Source organism: Psychrobacter sp. ANT_WB68 (assembly GCF_008369115.1).
In the GTDB taxonomy this organism is placed as follows: domain Bacteria; phylum Pseudomonadota; class Gammaproteobacteria; order Pseudomonadales; family Moraxellaceae; genus Psychrobacter.
Genome location: NZ_VOAZ01000001.1, coordinates 759,883 through 776,706, shown reverse-complemented (window position 1 = coordinate 776,706; position 16,824 = coordinate 759,883). Strand labels below are relative to the sequence as shown.

General features: G+C 40.1%; 6 protein-coding genes. All 6 read right to left on the bottom strand.

The annotated features are described in order from the left end of the window. Nucleotides 1-136: 136 nt before the first annotated feature. The 6 genes from FQ084_RS03250 to FQ084_RS03225 all read right to left on the bottom strand — a co-directional run bounded on the left by FQ084_RS03250 (nt 137) and on the right by FQ084_RS03225 (nt 16,741). The gene (locus tag FQ084_RS03250; protein WP_149489183.1) at nt 137-3,277 is read right to left on the bottom strand and encodes a site-specific integrase; all 3,141 of its coding nucleotides are present in this window, start codon (nt 3,275-3,277) and stop codon (nt 137-139) included. Then, nucleotides 3,274-5,514 (bottom strand): hypothetical protein, encoded by a 2,241-nt coding sequence (locus FQ084_RS03245; protein WP_149489182.1) that lies wholly within the window; start codon nt 5,512-5,514, stop codon nt 3,274-3,276. The genes FQ084_RS03250 and FQ084_RS03245 overlap by 4 nt, the downstream gene beginning before the upstream one ends. After that, the gene (locus tag FQ084_RS03240; RefSeq protein ID WP_149489181.1) at nt 5,477-6,061 is read right to left on the bottom strand and encodes a hypothetical protein; all 585 of its coding nucleotides are present in this window, start codon (nt 6,059-6,061) and stop codon (nt 5,477-5,479) included. Before FQ084_RS03240 ends, FQ084_RS03245 begins: the two co-directional genes overlap by 38 nt. A gap of 465 nt (nt 6,062-6,526) precedes the next feature. Further along, complete coding sequence (locus tag FQ084_RS03235; protein ID WP_149489180.1) at nt 6,527-6,889, bottom strand: DUF5376 family protein; 363 nt, start codon at nt 6,887-6,889, stop codon at nt 6,527-6,529. Nucleotides 6,890-6,949: 60 nt separating this feature from the next. Beyond that, the gene (locus tag FQ084_RS03230; RefSeq protein WP_149489179.1) at nt 6,950-7,336 is read right to left on the bottom strand and encodes a DUF5376 family protein; all 387 of its coding nucleotides are present in this window, start codon (nt 7,334-7,336) and stop codon (nt 6,950-6,952) included. Between the two features lie 12 nt (nt 7,337-7,348). Further along, nucleotides 7,349-16,741: a hemagglutinin repeat-containing protein gene (locus FQ084_RS03225; protein WP_149489178.1), complete on the bottom strand. Its 9,393-nt coding sequence runs from the start codon at nt 16,739-16,741 to the stop codon at nt 7,349-7,351. Between the last annotated feature and the right edge of the window lie 83 nt (nt 16,742-16,824).

Below are 16,824 nucleotides of genomic sequence, written 5' to 3'. Positions count from 1 at the left end.
GATGTATTTACTTTGATGTATCACTGCACTTTAACTATTTGATAGACTTGAATAAAGAAACACGATGGTAAATTCCAGTCTACCCTTGACACATCAAGCCATAATGAATGAGCCGTAGAGATGAATTTGGTTTTTGTCAGTGACTCAACCCCTCCACTATCAACATCAAGTGCAACACATACCTCATCAATGCAGAGGAATAGTCCCCACCTTTGTTATTTTGTTGTTTAATCGGGCTGATGACAGACAGTGAATAGCCGTTATAAGTATCAATATCCTTAAGCTCACCATGAAAATTAGGTTTATCTTTTTTAAAGCCCTCAATTTCTTTAGTTTTAGCTTTTTCATCTACGAAAGACTTAACTATCCTCTTCTTCTTATCATCAACATAAGACTCTGACTTAATACAGGTGATATTAACTCGCCAGTGCTTACTCGGTAGTATCAGACACATGACATTTAAATACTTATAAAACAGCTTTTTCTGCTGAAACGTAAAGCGCATCTCACTTTTTGATGTATTTACCTTGTCATAAAATACGTTCAGCATTTCTTTGACTTTACGTCTACTCTCTTTGGTTTTATATAGCTCTTCAAGGTTATCAAAACACAAATTAACTAATGCTTTCTCCTGGTGATAATGAAGAGGCGTTGGCGCAATAAGAATATGCTCAGACCTTTGTTTACGTGTTTTTGGGATAAGCTTATTACTTAAACTCCCATCAATGTTTTGTACTAAGCTCACTGCACGCTCATAAACCATCAGTGCATCATCGTATCTAAAGTTTAAACCACTGGCCTCACCTAATAGTTGCCCCTCCTCGATGTCATACAAAAGCTTTTCAACCATTTCACGATTATAATGTCCAAACACTGCCGAATGATGCTTTATTGGTATCTCATCATTACCCTGATTTAATGGTGCTTTACTTACATTAGGGGTGGTTAAAAGCTCCTCATGTTCAATCTTATTATTGATGTATTTTCTGATTTGATTGAGGTTAACAGTATTCGCTCTAGTATCTAAAGCTTTTTTATTGTGTTGCTTTAGGTCCATACGACTGCCACCAATCAACTTATTTACAACACTCAAAGGCAATGTCAACTTAGCCTCTTGCAATTGGTGACTGGCAATGATATCAGCTGTGTGGATGTATGAGCTAAAAGTAGTATTTAAGTCAGCGTGGCCTGCAAACTCCATCAACGCATCCCAATAGTTTGTCGATATCTTGCGTACCTTACCCAAAAACTGATGCTTAATAGCTTCAATTTGCGCTTCGCTGTAATCTGTAAAATGCATGGCAAGTTCTGGCTTGCATCTAATAATTATAGCCATATTTGATATCGCGTTGTGGCGAAAGCTATGTAGCGTCATATCACTATAAGAGGTACTTGCCAGTATCCTTCTCACAGGCTGTTCGATGCTGTGTCTAGACAGAGCTGCTGACTGATACTCTAAAGTGAATAAATAGCGAGAGGACTGCTCTTTTTTTAGCTTAAAAAACCGTTTAAAAACTTCCAATTCATCTATCAAGAGCAACACTGATAAATGAATGCGCCTAGTGCCATCATCTGACTTTAAATCGCGATGCGCGTTGGAGCGAACAATAATGTTATATTCATTAAAACCCTGGTTATCGTATTCAATATCTTTGACTTGAAGTCCAAGTATTTCACCGATGCGCATTCCTGTGCGATATAGCAGTGTTATCACGACATTAAGCACTTGCTGGTTATAATCGCTTAATTCTTCTTGAGCAGAAACACAACTTTGAATAAGTTGATAGACATGGCTAGGGATCAAGTAGCTTGATACAATTTGTGGATCACCCCCACCCTTCAAGTCAATATCAGATGCTTGATAATGCTTTTTTAGCGAGCTATGGAGGGAACATATAATGGTGGTCGTAAACCCTACTCTATTTTGGTTTTTATTTGCAAGAATGTCATTATAAATATAGTGATAATCATGCTTGCTCCAACCTAAAAACTCTGTATCACGAGTACTTGCAATAAAATCATTACCCACATCAGATAAATATCGCTTCAAAGTATTAATCTTATTTCCACTCACAAACAAGTCAACCATCCATTTAACCAGCCGCTCTTGATTTGGATATAAACCTTGGCTAAGTAAAGTCTCTAACTGTTCTCTAACTTTTTTCCTATCACCACTAAGGATGGCTCGTATTTCTTTAACGGCATCAGACTTAAACCTCTCAGCTTTAAAGGGTTTTGAGGAAGTCTCATTGCTCGCCTCAATGACCAACCTGCTAATATGCTCATCGGTTATTATCACTTTAGGCGTTTTAATCGTTTGAAAGTACTGGAGCAAATGCTCCTCTGATACTGAGGTCTGATTTTGTTGACCCACCAGCACTTCTAATAATTGCATATCTAAACGGACTTCAGGCAAAGTTTGCCAATAAATAGGAACAACTTTTAGATACTTTGATTTATAAGTTGATTTAACTGTGAAATTTTCTTTCGTAAACTCACCCAGTCTTTTTATGACTTGATGGTATTTTGGAAAACCCTCTTGTTGCTGACGCTGGGTTTGTATTTTAAGTAACCATAATCGACTGATATCATCAACAAATATCAGCCGAGTTTGATAAACCTCCTCCTTATCTGCATCTATAAGAATAACTTTATTGCCATAGTGTGGTGACAACACCTTAATAGGGATAATAAGTAGGTCATTAAAAACCTGATATATAGACCTATTTTCATCAAGATACTCATAAATTGCTTTGATGACCTTCTCATTGTTGTAACCTGCAAAACTCACCAGTGAAAAGAGGAACCAGGTCACGCAATCTAGCAAGGAAAAGGTATTTTTTTGCTGCCACTTATCGAATGCTTGAGAGACAATGCTTTGAGCGGTAGGTAAATATGAGAAATTATTGAACTCGTTGATGTTTTTTGGGCGTTGAGCGCGAGAAGCAATCACTGGTTTCGGTAATGGTGGTAAGCCGTCATTTTTACGTGAATGATTAACCTTATCGAAAAAACGCAACCGCTCGAATAAAATCGAAGGGATTAACTTTGCTGGAACCGTTGTCTCAATCTCTTTATATATAGCCTCATACAAATTATAAATTTGCTCATCAGCTATGACACCCAATTGACTTTTAGGAATCTCGTTAGTAAAGGCTGTCCAATGCTCTTGGCATAATTCTTTAGTTTGCTGTAGAGCCTTTTTTCTCTTTTCCTGATTTTCGGCTGTCCTTCTTTCGTACCCATATAAAAGCCCTTTCTGGGATTGCTTTGTCATAGGTTCACCTGTTTAAGAGCTAATTTGATTGCTAATAGTTCGTAATCATCTTGATGTAATATTATGTCACCGATACTTAGCGATGAATTTTTACGCCAAGCTTCCTGCCCCATCATTTCATGACCAAATATAGCGAGAATAACCGCTTCATCCACCCCTTGTTCATGCAAAAAACGTTGTCCAACATGACGTGTCCAGTCAGCTTTAAAACGAAAATTATCGCCCAGCTCTCTATTAATAATTGCAGGTCGTAGAGACTGAAAGACACCTTTCTTATCAATGTAGTTCAATAACGGACGTTCAGAGATAAATACTTTATCGATTTCTAATTTTAGCTTAGGGTTTAATCGCCCAAATTTTTTAACGAATTGCTGCAGATAATCTAAGAATTGCTGAACTGCTGCTACCAAAAATGCACAGACAGGGACTAAGCGCTGACTTTCAGCATTTACTCGCTCCTCTTTATCAGAGATCCAAGCTAAACCTATGCCTAAGTGGATTTGATTGAGTTTACCAGGAGCACCTTCAACAGCCCTTATAGAGGTTAACAGTAAGGAGATATGCCAAAGCCATAAATTATAAAGATTAAATTTTTCTATATAGTTAGTAGTAGTTACTATTTTTTGTCGCAGATGATTTATGAAAAGACTCACTATAGGATAATCCGGGCAATTTTGACTGCCTATTGCATCATCGCTTAATCCAACCTCAAGCAGATGATCATTTACCGTAAGGCTATTATTTTGACAACGATCAGTCATTATTTTGATGGCTTTATAATAGACATCTTTCACATCTTTAAGAGAATGTGAGCTATACCATAAATCCGCTCTTTTCTTATTGTTACGCGAGGTAATAATACTGGCTAACTGAGTGGTACTGACCTCATGCACAATAACGGTATACAGCGACTTCTCGATTCTACCTAGACTCAATAGTGGCAACTCTAGCTCACTTTTTAATCCAGCAATAACTTCATTAATCAATAGAGTGTCAGGATGGCCTTTATAGGTTAAGAATATCCCTAACGATTCAGGTAATGGCAGTTTGAATTGCGTTAATTGATTAGCAATCACAGACTCTATGCCTGTTGTTTTAATGCGCAATGGAGTGATGTCGAGATGAATAATAAAGTCATATCGCTTTTTTCGGGTGCTAATATCAATAATCTTCTTCTCATTGTTATCAATATCTTCAGCCAACCTAGTAACTGAATAACCCGTATATAAAGACAACAATAAATAGGCAATCGCGCGTTTTTTTTCCCTATTAGGCTCTTCATTATCAAAAATATTAAATTCTTGCCACAGTTTAGAGCATATGTTTTGAATAGTACTAAGCGGTAAGTTCCGAATATTATTACTAATAAAACGCTCATTTTTATTAGCGTGAGCAAACTTTGCACGCGTTCTACGATATATCTGATTGCTTGAGTATTTCTCAGTCGCTTTTATTGTATTTTGCTTTATAAAGATAAAATCAGGTACAGGGTCATCCAAACGCTCTCGGTTGATATCAACATCATCTTCGATTCTAGAAAAATGAAAGACATCGACTAATTCATCAGTATCATCATCAATATCACTTTGTGCTATGTATTCTGTTTTTGGCTCATCTAGCTTACTTTTTCTAATCTGCTTCCTACCAGAAGATGAGCGAGTGATCTTTGATTTGTTATTATGTGCATAATCAATCGTTCGATATATTTTAATGAATGCTTTGAGCTTAGGATCATTTTTGCTTTCAAGCTTAAGTCGATGATCTTCAAAATTATGATACATACCTTCTAGCGTCTCAGCTTGTAACTCTAGATAGCAAAACTCCCATAGATTATGATTGTAGTTAGCTGGATCGATCCATTTTCTAGCTTCAGTAGTAGTTTCCCTAATACGTCCGGGCAAATCATTCTGGACAAAGTAAATCTGTAGCTGGCAAAGCTTTGCAACCCAAAGCCACTCTGCACTTGGATTATCCATATCAATAACTGGTAAATAACATGTGCTTGCAATGAAAGCGCGAGTCAAATACTCAGGCTTAGTTAACTTACCTTGATAAGAATCTAGTATTTTATTTAGATGTTGTGAAGTAAGAATGATTGGTTTTTCAACCTCCATAATAATGCTCATGAAGTGACTAGAAACCAGGCTTGCTACTGTTAAGAAGAAGGCCTTAACATCATCAGTATAGACGTCTTTAGTATCAGGTATCAGTATTTGCAGTTCTCGATCTAATGTCATTTTGTGCCTCCTGAATTAGACTAGAGAATGAAGGGATTTCGTGAGCCTTTTGATCACGAAATAATTTGAGCTGATAGTTGTATTGGTGACGCTTGACATTTTTAAGATCTAGAGCACGTTGTATAGTTAACAATCCATTAAATAATGCCCATTGCACTTGAGTCGGCATGCTATTTTTTATTGCTTCAAAAACCACAGGGTTTATAGGCTTTAGATTCTTAAATTCACACATAAGATAAAACCAAGCCCGACGCTCAACTTCAGCCTCTGAAATACTAACTTTTCGAATAACGATAGTAGTTTTATCGTCCTGTAAACTCATCAGCTTAAAGTCTTCGAAGAAGAGATTCTTGCCATTTTGAGAGACTACTTCAAGTAAGTGTTTCTTCCCTATTACTGGTCTGGCGATTGGAATATCTATCTCACTACTAAATAGCTCGCAAAATATTTGGTATGGTCTGATAGCAAACTTATGCACCTCAAACCTTTCTGCTGCCTTAATAGTTCTAGGTACACGACTAACCCTAGATTTTGTGTTTTTATCCATATTCATAACCCTTTAGATACTTCAGAACATTAAGCGTAGGAAACATACTCATTGTTGATTATGCAGATTAATTTATTATACAGACGAGAGAGGAGTAGGTGAAAGTAATTCTTGGTTGGTGTCATAATACAACATGAATATGGTGTCTATAAATATATAAACTTAATAAAAATATGCTGTATAATAAATAATTCACAAGAAATAAAAAAGCTAAAGTCCTTTTTTATAAAGGACTTTAGCTTAATATATATTATAACATTTTTGGTCTACGTCATTGCCAAGGTTGGGGTTAAAAAAATTAAAGACCAAGCCCTTAAAATTATCTAAAGTATAATTTGAAGCAATAGTAGGTACTAAATTCACATCATCATACTACCAAAAGTATTTAATATTCGTTTTAAACTATAATTATTCAGTAAACTAATATAGCTCATAGAACTTTCATTGTTGAAGTCATTGTCGACTTTAAGAATCAACAACGATATCAGTAATAGAATCTTGCTTCAAAAAATTAGCCCATGCAACTACAAACTTTTCAAAAATATTTCTTTTGATAGTTGCTTTAAAGTCGTTATTATCTTCATCATATATAGAACTTAAAATTACATTATCACCGTCCACGACAATTTGCCAAGTTTCAGAACTTATATCGAATAATTTAGTGTTCTTATCTTCTAAACTAGTTAGTATGTTTTCTGAAAACTCAATATCTAACTCTGATAAATAGTAGGAAAGCATTCTCATTTCATTACTATTATCTAAAGGGCGACATGATGGTATTAGCCTATCCCAATCTTCATTTTTAAAATAATAAAAAGCTATACTCATAACACCCTTAAATTTATTTTCTATAGAACATAAAACTGCTTTAGGATTAATAATTTAGTTCTATACTATATTTATAGTTTCTTCATATCCTTCCACTGGCTCTTTTTCTAAAAATAATATCCATGCGTCCATAATTTCTTTTAATTCGAGACGATCTACTTCAACCTCTTCATCTTCGTTGTATAAAAAACATATTTTTACCTTATTACTACATATATCGGCACCATATGAATTACTGCTTATATCTGCTTCGCACGTCAAGGAATTTTCTAGGTATGTTGAACATTCTTTCAAATATTTAATGTGCGATTCTAGCGAAGCTCCTCCGTTATCTACCAGATATGATGCAATCAAATCCCCTTTATTATCTTCTATATTATTAGGGCAAATTGTTGCGTTTAAGCTTTCAGAGTCAGGGAATTTAAAATAACAAAACTTGAAATTCATATTGGTTAATCCTTATTGATTATACACTGGATAAACAGTTGTCTTAGGTTTAGTATAACCTTCAACAGCAACTCCAGATGGTGTAAGCCCATACCACATATCTTTTTTAGCTTTTATTGGATCTGGGTGGACAATTCTATTCTTATATGCTCCATCGACCTCAACTTTAACTCTATCTTTTGTCCAACTATTAGGGAACATTGTAGCTTTACCACTATTATTAGTCTTTGGTAAATACTTACCTGGATTATTAGGATCTGAAATTGCTACTTTAGCTTCATATACACCATTTTTATCAGGAGTCTTCGTAATATTAAGTACTTTAATATTCCCAGTTGCAGTCGAGTGTCCTCCAACAACTCCTCTTCTCTTAATTTCAGCATTGAAAATATGTCCATCGAAATCAATTGGTGAGTTGACTTTACCAACGTTTTTACTTGCTTGTTGATTTAGATAGTCGCCGCTTTGTCTATCATTAATTTTGTCATGTCTAGCCTTATCATAGTTTGGATTATTTCTACCAATATTGTTATCGCTAGAAGCAGCTCCTTTCACAGAACTCTGAGAGGGTTTTAAAAGGGGTTTCCCTATCCCAGCGCCTATAAGAATACCTGCTTCAAAGTTCCGCTTAAACTCTGCTAGGTTTGAGCATGCATTAATGTTGTTGCCTGAAGCACAGCTTGAAAGGTCTTTATTGCGTGTAGCGTAAATCAAAACTTGATTATATGCTTCTTGACTTGTACCAGCCTCTTTTAACAGTCCTTTATAATCAACTTGTGAGAACTTTTTCTGCAAGGCAGGTAAACAGTTATTTGGATTGCCGCTTTTTAGACAATTATCAAGGGCAATAGTATTCTTATACACCTCGTCCGCCATGACAGGAATGATGACATCTTTCATATATCTATAATCATCTTTTCTACCGTTTTTAAGACGGTTTCTTTCAATCAATTTTACGAAAGCATCTACTTGACGTTGAGATAAAGCATTATCCTCAACCGCAACCTTACTAGTTTCAGCGGCATTGGCTGCATTAATAGCACTGCCTGTTGTGAGACCAATTCCAGCACCAAGGGCACTAGTAATGGCGCTAACTGTATCTTTCTGTTCAGCAGTTAGTTTTGAAGGGTCAGTAGTCTGATAAAGAAAATGAGATAGTAGTGGTGCTGTGGCTTCTCCTGCACCTGCTGAAATACCACCCGTCAATGCATCGTTACCTGTCGCATAGCTGACAGCGGCACCTAATATACTTTGAGCCAAGATATGAGCAGGACTATTAGTCTCTAATCGATTACCGCCATCAACTTCATTAAATACTTTATTATCTTTAAAATAATCCCCAATTTGATTCGCTACGAATGGACTGGCAGCTTTTGCAACATAACCTACTGCTCCATTGGTGTTTGGTCCATAGATAGCGCCAGAGATACTATCGAAAAGCAATCCTTGAGTTTGCACTTTATTAGCTGCTACAAGCTTTTCATCTCCCTTTTGATCGTCTCCAATCTTATAAGCCGCTTCTGCCTCGTCTCTTAAACCCTGTTCCTTCTTATTAATCTCAGTCTTAACCTTACGACGCTCTTGATCAAAGGCTTGCGTAATCTCCGTCTGCGCCCCAAGCTTCTCATTGACTCTTGTTGCATCAAACACATTGTCAAGTGCGCCTGCATACTCCACTTGGTTGTCGGTGGTGATACCACTGTTGCCTGCGATGCCCGTAATACCCGCTTTGGTGATGCTACTATCACTATCGCTGTCTGTGCCATAACCTAAACCATTAAGACCGCCTTGTGGTTTTTTCTCAGTCATGCCGAGGCTAACACCAACCTGAATAGCATCACCCTCATAGCTACTGGTGTTCTCAATATCTTGGGTTTCAATACCGCCTTTGCTGACGTATTTATTTAAACCCAATTCTAGGGCTTTGTCGGTCGTGGTGATCGCCCCACCTATCAGCGTGGTTTTACCGTCAACGACCAGATCAAAGCCGCCATCCCCTGTGAAGATGCCAGATTGTTCGCCTACTGCCTTGTAGTCAGCGTTGACGTTAGTCTTGCCACCGTTGAGGGAGAGACTAGAACCTGCGCCTTTTAAGTCAACATCAAGGGTAAAGCCCATGTTCTTCTGATTGCTGTCGTGAGTGGCGGTGTCTTGTAAGGACTCTATGTTGACATTGCCGCCAACACTCCCTTGGACTTTACCCGTGTTAATGACGCCGCCTTTGATGTTGACATCATTGCCGATATCTAAAGTTGTGGTGCCGCCGACGTTAATGTTGCTGTTGGCATAAGTCACTGAATCGCTGTTGGCATAGCCTTTAGCGCGGCTGGCGCTGGCGGTGATGCCAGCACTTGCGCCTTGACCTGCATTGGTCGATGCGTAAGCACCAATCGCGGTGCTTGAGCTTTTGTTATCACTACGGGTATTACTGTTCTGTGCCACACCATTGACGTTGAAGTCATTATCCGCTTGGAACAGGGCGTTGCTCATGACGTTAAGGTTACTGCCATTGATGTTAATGGTGCTATCAGTACCACCGCCCGTTGCGATAAGGGCTAAGTTATTGGTAGTAATATTAGACGCTCGGTTCTGCTCCGTATAGCTGCTACTGTTCGATTGGCTCTTTTGGCTGCCAATAGTGGCTTGAGCCCGAGTGTTGCCAAGGCCTTTAAGGCTTTGTGCATTGACACCGCCAGTAAGTAGTCCTTGTGCGGCTTTGTTAGCTTCTTTAGCAAGGGCTTTGACCTTTAGCGCACCAGCAACACCTGCCATGCCTTTCATGCGTGCGCTCTCGGTATTACCGCCAGCATCAACGAGACTGTCGATTGCTTTGGCACTGTCAATCAAACTGTTAGAAACAGAGACGGTCAGACCGCTTTGCTTAAACTTCTGCTCACTTTGATTGGTGTAGACATCTTTGACACTATCGATGTTGATCTCTTTGGCGCCGACAATAGTGTTGCCACGGCTGCTGTTATTAAGGGCGTCATTGATGTCTTTGTCGCTATCAGCGCCCATTCCAGCGACGATATTACTGCCTGTCTGCTGATAAGTGCCGCCTGCGCTGATGATGACGTTGCCGTCGATGGCAGCGACGTTGCTAGCAGTATTGGTCAGTGCGGTTTGAGCCTTAGTGTCGTCGGTTTGTTGCTTACCGATGGTAAAGCCCATGCCGCCATCGGCACCGAATAGCCCTGATTTCTTGGTTTGGCTAAAGGTGCTTTCACTGGATGTGTTTTGTGCGGCTAGAATGTCGATGTCACCGCCTGCGGTGAGACTGGTGCCTTTATCACTGATGGCGTTAGTACCCTTTAGGCTGATGTCTCGACCCGCTTGAATAGCGACTTGGTTGCCTTCTATGTTGCTGGTGATGGCATTATCGCTTTGTAAGTCAAAGCGCTCTTGAGTGGTCTTTTTACTTAAGAAGCCACGGCTGGTCATTTTATTAGCGGTTGAGAACTCAGAGGTAGCACGGCCCTCTTTAAAGGTGACATCGTTTTCGGCATAGATAGAGGTATTACCACTATCGCTGGTCAGCGTTGCTGCGGTTCCTGAGACATTTTTAGCGGCGATATCAAGATCGCCATAGCTTGAGACACGGCTGCCGATATCTTGGCTTTGAGCGTCTATGTAGTAGTTATTAGCATCGCCAATGGCACGGATTTCATTGCCCTTATTGATAGCGTTAAAGGCCACATTGCCTTCTTTAGAGACGATTTGGGTGTTGCCGCCTTGATTATTTAAAATCCCAGCGTTGAAAGTGACATCATTAGTCGCGTTGATCGCCAAAGTAGTGAGCGCTTTACCATTAGCATCCACTTGACCTCGCAGGCCCTCACCAACACCGATTGAGGCTACTTGATCAATGCCTGTGCGTGTCGCGCTACTAGCGCCAAGCTGGTTGTTAGTAGTAAAGGTGGTGCTCGTATTCTCAACACTCTTGGCTTTTAGACCTAAAGTATTGTCAGCAAAGATGCTACCGCCCACGTTGGTTATTTTATTTTCAGCATTTAATCTAGCGTCAGCCGCACTCAGGCGACCGCCATTAGTATTATTAATATTATCAGCATTGATATTGAGCGTTTTCTGAGCAGAGATCAGTCCTTGGTTATCTAGATCACCAGTCAGTCTGAGGTTGACTCTTTCTGCCGCAATGAAGCTACCATCACCTTTAATTGCACCTTGCTTAGTACGAGTATAGACTTTAGGGGCGAGCACAGTCTGCGTGCTGCCATCAGCTAGAGTGACTTGTTGCTGCTCTAGCCAGACGATATCGCTGGTTAAGTTGGCAACTTGATCGGCTGTCAAAGCGATGCCTGGACGCAGATTTAATCTCTGCGCAGTAGTCACTCCAGCATCCATAAGTCCTTGATACTGTGCATCTTGGTTGCTGTAGTTGCCCAAGTAGTAACGACCCGTTAGCATCATGATCTGGTCACGGATATATTGCTGCTCATAATAGCCATCACCTAGACGTTTTTGGGTAATATTAGGGTCAAGCTTGAGACGCTGTAACATATAGTCTGAGGTGAGCCAATTGCGGTAACCGGTAAAGGCAGGATCACTTTCAATTAAATAGTCGTTTTGCTTGTCTGGATTGATATTGTACAAGCTGTTATTGGGTAAAGTAGTAGCTCTGTTGACGCTTCTTATTTCATCGCCAGATGGTGAAGTGGTCACGTTAATAGCCGTATTATTAGTAGGGACGTCTCCTTTTTGTAAATTAGATAAGGCAGAACCACCATCTTTAATTTGGTTATCAACGTTTGGTGCACCTTGTCCTTGCATAGAGAGATCAGCGTACTGCTGCCACTGCGAAACGGGCAATTTAATAGTGGTCTCTTGAGTATCGGTATAAGCTAACTTATCATCGTAGTCTCTTTGATGATAACGTTTAAAGCCACCTCTCCAGCGCGACTTGGTGTACTGACTGGTCCCGTTTTGCACGACCAAAAGCTTACCGTCGCCGTCGATTTGCTCGAGACTTCCCGAGGTTTCATCAAAGTCTATAAGGCCGCCTGCTAATATCTGGCTCTTGTCATTGACTACGTTATCTATATCTAGCGTCATATCACCGCCAGCGATGATTTGCGCAGGTGATGATTCTATTACCACACTTTTTCTTTGCTTTTCAGCAACTTCTATTTGCGTCCAATTTTTAATCTCAATGCGCCCATAACCTGCATTATAAGCACGGATAACATTTTCTAGGGCTTCATAATTTTCACTATCTTGCTCCTCCCATGCGCCAAGCTCAGCTTTAAAAGCTTGCCAAGCTTGGTCATATTCTTTTTGCTGCTGCTCGTACTGCTCATAGGCAGTATTGTAAGCACTACAAGCAGCGCTGGTTGGATCATTACAGCTTTCTTGACCTGCAGGTTTAGTCGGTTCAGTGATACTCGGGGCTTGAGGTGCTTCAACGGTCGGCGGCGTCAGATCAAAGTAGGCCCAAACCTCAGAGTCGTTATCATAATTTAAGGTACAAACGCTATCAGCACCATTGTCACAGCTAGTAGCACTAGGTATTGGTGCTTGGCCGAGCTGGCCGTTATCAAGTTCGTTGTCAGTATCGCTGGCATACTTATAAAGCCCCGCTCTGCTCCAAGACTTCCATTGCAGTTTGTCTATAGGAATCTTACTGGCTGTGCCTCCAGGAATAATAAAAGTCTTATTAACATCACTATTAGCAACGTCTTGTATCTCTGTCTTAAAAGACGCATTTTTATTTAATAGTTTATCAGCCGTTATCGACATATCATTGAAGGCTTCGATACGACCACTAATATTATTGACAGCCTTTGCATTGGCAGTGATAACGCCTTTGTCATCGATAGCCCCGCCGATGGTTAGGTTGCCATTACTTAATATCCAGGCATTATCTTGCGCTTTGCTATAGGTGACATTGCCACTTTGATTATTAATCGTATCAGCAATTAAGGTCATATCACCACGTGAGGCGATGATAGCGCCTTTGTCACTGGAACGATGACCTTGATTATTGATGGTATTGGCTTTGATTAAAACAGTAGTACCATAAATCTTGGCACTATCATTATCGAGGTACTCTGCTTGCAGGCGTAGATCATTAGCATTGATCAACCCTTTATTATGCAAAGTTTTTGTGGCTTGAATATCGACATCATTGCTAACGATTTGGGCGCCAATATCATTAGTGACATTATTAGCTTGTAGAATTAATTTCTCACCCGCTTTAAGCTCAGACTGATTATCGATATTGCCTAACGTTTGAATAGATAGCTGCTTGTTGACCAGTAAATTGTCGCCTGCTTGATGCAAGTAATCTTGCTTAGCCGTGATTGCAGCATTGCCTTGGCTGGCAATCAATCCTTTAGTGTTAGTAACGCTATCAGCGATAATATTAATGTTTTGCTTGCTTCTTAATTCGCCCTGATTATTATTAAGTTTTAAAGTTTGTTCAGGACTACCAATGTTTAAATCAGTTCCACCGTAGATATAACCTTTGGTGTTTTTTAGATCTTTAGTAATAACTAGGTTACTATTGTCACTACTGATATACCCTTCGGTGTTATCTAGCTTCTGCGCAGCAATAGTGATGTCTTGTGCTTGTACACCACCAGTGAATTTTTTATCAACGAGCTGATTGTTATTGTTCACTTCCAACGCTTTGATATTTATCGTTTTATCAGAGAGTAATAAGGCATCTTTACCCGTGTTATTAACGGTATCAAAGGTGATGTTTAGGGCATCTTTACTTGCTATTTTTCCTGAAGCATTTAAAAGCGTGCCACCTGACTTTGTTTGATTCAAATTAATAATGGAATCGGCATACAGATTACCCGCGGTATTATCTATGTTCGACGCTAGTATATCTATCTGCTTAGCTGATATCTCACCACTATTAAGCCTAGCGTCTTGCGCCGCTCTTAGATCAAGGTTGCCATCGGCGTATACCTTACTGTTTTGTAGATTAACACTATTACCTTTTGCCGTTAATTGAATATCATTTGCTTGTAAGGTGGCGCTATCTAACTTCAAGCCACTACCCACCATGGCTAAATTGCCTGTCGCAATGTTTTGACCTTGGTTGTCTTGAGTGCCTTTAGTGGTGATGGTCAAATCATACTTATCGGTAGATAATGCGCCTTGCTGATCTAATCCAGCAATCGTTTTCGAAGTCACATCTTGAGCAATATTATTTGCTTTAATATCTACATGAGTTCCAGCTGCAATCAGCGAGTTATCTAAGTTTTCCAATCGATCTTTGACTGTAAGATTTAATGCTTTGCCGCTACGAATAAGACCACTATCTTGCGAAATAAGCGATCCAGTAGCGATTTCGACCTCTTGCTTAGCACTTATCGCTCCTTGAGTATTATTAGCTTTACCGTCAATCGTTAAATTAGCAGCGTTCTCGGCATATACTTTACCTTTAGTATTATCTAATTGATCACCTTGTACGGCCACACGCTGAGCTTGTATGACACCTTTTGAATTATTAACATTACCTTGGGTCATTAAGGTGATGTCTTTTTGACTGGCTAGTGTACCCGCTGTGTTATCAATACCTTGCTGACTGTCAATATTGAGATTTTGCTGACTGACAATTTGACCTTTGTTATTACTAAACTGCTCAAGCTTCCAATCTGCACCAGTCATCTGTATACGACTGTTATCGTTATTGAGACGATTACTAGCTTGCTGATTGTTGGTGATGAGTTTATCAACGGCTATGCTTGATTTTGCTGTATTATTAATATCGTTAGCTTGTACTGTCGTGTTGCCATTCGCTGTGATCACTGCATTGCTAGTAGCATTAGTTAGCGTATCTGCGGTAATTGAACCGCTAGCAGTCACCGGAGTTAGCGCGGGAATTGAGGGAGCATCGGGACTGGGCGAAGGGTTTGATGGACTCGTATTATCTACCACTTGGTTTTGTGAACCCGTGTTAGCGGTACTAGGTGCAGAATTGACTGTTGGGGCTGTCGTTGTCGGCTGATTATCATAAAGCGCTTGCCCAATGACTGCTTGATCGTTATTAATCAGCTTTTGGGTTTTTACCTCCAAACTTCCTGACCCTGTTTGCTCAATCAAACCACGGTTGTCTAAATCGATAGTCTTTAACTGTAGCTGCCCACTACTGATGGTTCCGGTATTGGTAATGCGCTGTTGAGTGATCGCCTGGGTCTTATCATAACTACTAATAACCCCACTATTAGCTAAAGTAACACTATCAATATCAATATTTTCACGTGAACTTGCAATCGTTCCTGAATTATCAACGCTGAAACCTTTAGTGGCGATATCAACCTTACCTTGATTGGCAATCAGGCTACCCGAGTTGATCAAATTACCATCATTGTCTAATTGTAAGCCACCAGAGCTTGCAATGATGCTACCCGCATTGGTCACACCCATGCCTTTATCGGTACCGATCAGACGGATTTTTCCTGCATACATCGCCCCAAGTGCCGACACATCAAGCGCCACACCGGTTGTAGTGTTGCTAGCATTACTATTCGCTGAAGTGATGACAGTATCTTGAGCATCAGCCTCATAGCTGACTTTATTGCTACCAGTGATGACATCTAAATTCTTAGCGTAGACAGCAGCATTAATCTCAGAAGTCTTTGCTAATATCTGCGTGTAGTCAGAGCCGCTAGTATCTAAACCATCACCATCTATACGAACCTTACCACCTGTCACATCAAAGCCAGTGAGCTTACCTTGATCCATCAAAACATTACCAGTGGTCAATGTCGTACGCGAAGCGTTAATGAATCCGCAACCGGCACAACTGATACCAGCAGGATTGGCAATCACCAGCTCAGCTCGTCCGCCTGCAATTTCTGTGTAGCCGCTCAAGCGACTTGGATCGCTTGAATTGACCTCATTTAGAATAACGCGGGCTTCACCGCGAGCCAGATACGGATTACCCTCAACCCAACCAGCAAGCTGCGTCTGAGCATTGGTGCGACTGTTATTTAAGATAGCACCATCAGCACCCACATCAAACTGACTAAAAACGTTACGTGAGACGCCAGCCGCGCTTGGGGCTTGAATATTGATCTGTGTTGTGCCGTTTGAAGACTTTAGTATTATTGCTTGCTGATTGGCAGCAGCGTTACGATCAGCGACAATACTAGTGGCATCAGCATAAGCGCTATTACTGATATTGACGCTGCTAGCAACGATGGTGGCAAGCCCTAGCACTAGCAATACATGGGAGCGCAGCGTTATAAGCTGACCGCCTTGATAGGTGCTATTTGTTTGAGCAGCCGTTTGTGAAGCACCTGCAATCTGGCTGATTTCACTACCGCCATTAGCAGGATTGCCAGTTTTACCTTGCGAGCGGGCTGACTCCGACACCACCATAAGCATTCCACGGGCTTTGTTAAAGATAACTCGGTAGCACTGTGCGTTCATGGTAATGTCCTTTGAGATATAGGCGTATAACAAATATTGGATAGTTTTAAAGCTAATGTGTTTTAAGAAACTCTTATTTATAA